We start from the raw sequence: 1,870 nt of genomic DNA, 5'->3' as shown, positions 1-1,870 counted from the left end.
CAGCCCATCCGGGTGGTGCGAGGCCCTCCTCACATGCACGTACGCGTGCCCTGAGCAGCCCCAACCCGGGCCCCCACAACTTCAGTTGCGAAAACCGGGCCCCTGGATCACAGTTGGAGCAGCGGCAGAGCTGCGCCCCCACCGGGGGCGGCGGACCTGCCGCTTTGTGTTGCCCGTGCTTCCCCCTTCTGATGACAGGGAGTGTCCATGTGTCCATCCTGACCTTCCCCGACGCGGAACGGCTCGTCGTCGACTTCCTCAAGAACCGTGCGGAGCTCGCCGGTTCGGTCGTCGACAACAGGCCGCCCGCCGGGTTCGACGGCACCCAGAAGGCCGTTCTCGTCTCCCGCGTCGGTGGCGCGTGGGTCGACGACCGCCATCTCGACCAGCCGCTGCTCGACTTCGAGGTCTACGGCCCGGACAAGTCCACCGCGCACGGCATCTCCCTCGCCGCCCGTGCCTGTGTGCTCGAACTGACCGGCACCTCGTACGGCGGGGCGGTCGTCACCGACATCACCGAGACGGACGGGCCGCGCTGGCTGCCCGACTACAACCGTCCGGCGGGCAGCCGGTATCTGTCGACGGTGCGGATTTCCATCCGTCCCGCGTAGATCCCCGCGCCGCCCGGCGCTCTTTCACGGCGCTTCCCCGCGCCTTTCTCGCATCTGCAGGCCCTGCCGGTCCCGGCGGGGCCTTCGTCGTATCCGGGACCTGAGGTCCCGCAACCATCCGAGGAGTACACATGGCAGGCAACAACGGCAAGGAGATCCGCGTCGCCGGTACCGGACGCGTTCTGATCGCGCCCTCCGGTACCGACGCCCCGGCCAACGCCACCGACAACTGGGGCACTGAGTGGACGGACCTCGGTTACACCACGACCGACGGCATCAAGTTCAACAAGAAGGACAAGATCGACCCGGTCGACACCTGGCAGTCGGTGAGTCCGGCGCGGTTCATCTACTCCGACCGCGACCTCACCGTGAAGTTCCAGCTGCTGCAGCTGAACAAGGCGAACCTCGCCTTCTTCATGGGCGGCGGCGCGGTGACCGTGACGGCGCCCGCGGAGCCGCCCACGGTGCTGGCGGAGGACCTCAAGGAGTTCTCGTACGACCTCGCCCACACCCCGGCCCCGGACGAGCGGGCGCTCGGCATCGAGTTCACGGACGGTGCGGCCAAGTACCGCTTCGTGATCCCGCGCGGGCAGGTCACCGAGACGGAGGAGATCTCGCTGACCCGGACCGGTGCGGTGAAGCTGGGCGTGACGTTCACGGCGCTCGCCAAGAACGACCAGTCGGCGCTGGCCAGCTTCCGCATCAAGGAACTGTCCTCGTCCTACTCTTAGGCGCCGGCCTGACCAACTCGCTTTGAAGCGAACGTAGTTGCTCGATCGCAAGAGACGGTCGCGCTTGCGCGCGACCGAGTGAGATCCCCTCGACGCCCGGCCCGTGCCCCCCGGTACGGCCGGGCGTCGCCTTGCCGAAGGAGAGACCCGTGTCCGGCTTCAACGTCAACGCCGCCCGCGCCCAGCGCCTCGAAGCGCTCGGCCGGGCCTGGACCTTCGAGCTCGACTCCGACAGCTTCGAGCTGCCGACCGAGCTGACCCGCACCACCGCGCGCAAGCTGCGCGACCTCGACGACAACGACGTCGACGGCCTGCTCGAACTGCTCCTCGGTGAGACGCAGTTCGCCCGCTTCGAGCGGCACGACGTCACGATGCAGGACATCGCGGCGATCCTGGAGGCGTACGGCAAGGAGACCGGGCTCGGCCTGGGGGAAGACTGAGCCTCGGCGTGTTCGTCGACGAACACGCCCCCGCCCTCGCGGCTAGCCAGCGCGCATTATACGGCCTCGACCATAATGGCAGGCACAC

The 1,870-nt window shown here is 68.3% G+C and carries 3 protein-coding genes; all 3 read left to right on the top strand.

From position 1 onward, the window contains the following. Nucleotides 1-209 precede the first annotated feature (209 nt). The 3 genes from ACFQ7F_RS45795 to ACFQ7F_RS45785 all read left to right on the top strand — a co-directional run bounded on the left by ACFQ7F_RS45795 (nucleotide 210) and on the right by ACFQ7F_RS45785 (nucleotide 1,782). A complete protein-coding gene (locus ACFQ7F_RS45795; protein ID WP_383285732.1) occupies nucleotides 210-611 on the top strand; it encodes a hypothetical protein in 402 nt (133 codons plus the stop codon). A gap of 131 nt (nucleotides 612-742) precedes the next feature. After that, on the top strand, nucleotides 743-1,342 hold the full coding sequence (locus ACFQ7F_RS45790) for a phage tail protein (RefSeq protein WP_383285729.1): 600 nt from the start codon (nucleotides 743-745) through the stop codon (nucleotides 1,340-1,342). Between the two features lie 149 nt (nucleotides 1,343-1,491). After that, nucleotides 1,492-1,782 (top strand): hypothetical protein, encoded by a 291-nt coding sequence (locus ACFQ7F_RS45785; RefSeq protein WP_383285726.1) that lies wholly within the window; start codon nucleotides 1,492-1,494, stop codon nucleotides 1,780-1,782. Nucleotides 1,783-1,870 lie beyond the last annotated feature (88 nt).

Origin of the sequence: Streptomyces sp. NPDC056486 (genome assembly GCF_042795295.1) — a bacterium.
Lineage (GTDB): Bacteria > Actinomycetota > Actinomycetes > Streptomycetales > Streptomycetaceae > Streptomyces.
This window is presented reverse-complemented; position numbering and strand designations above follow the sequence as displayed.

Excerpts from the sequence above, each read along its gene's own strand:
- ACFQ7F_RS45790 (WP_383285729.1), top strand. The coding sequence starts at position 743 with ATGGCAGGCAACAACGGCAAGGAGATCCGCGTCGCCGGTACCGGACGC.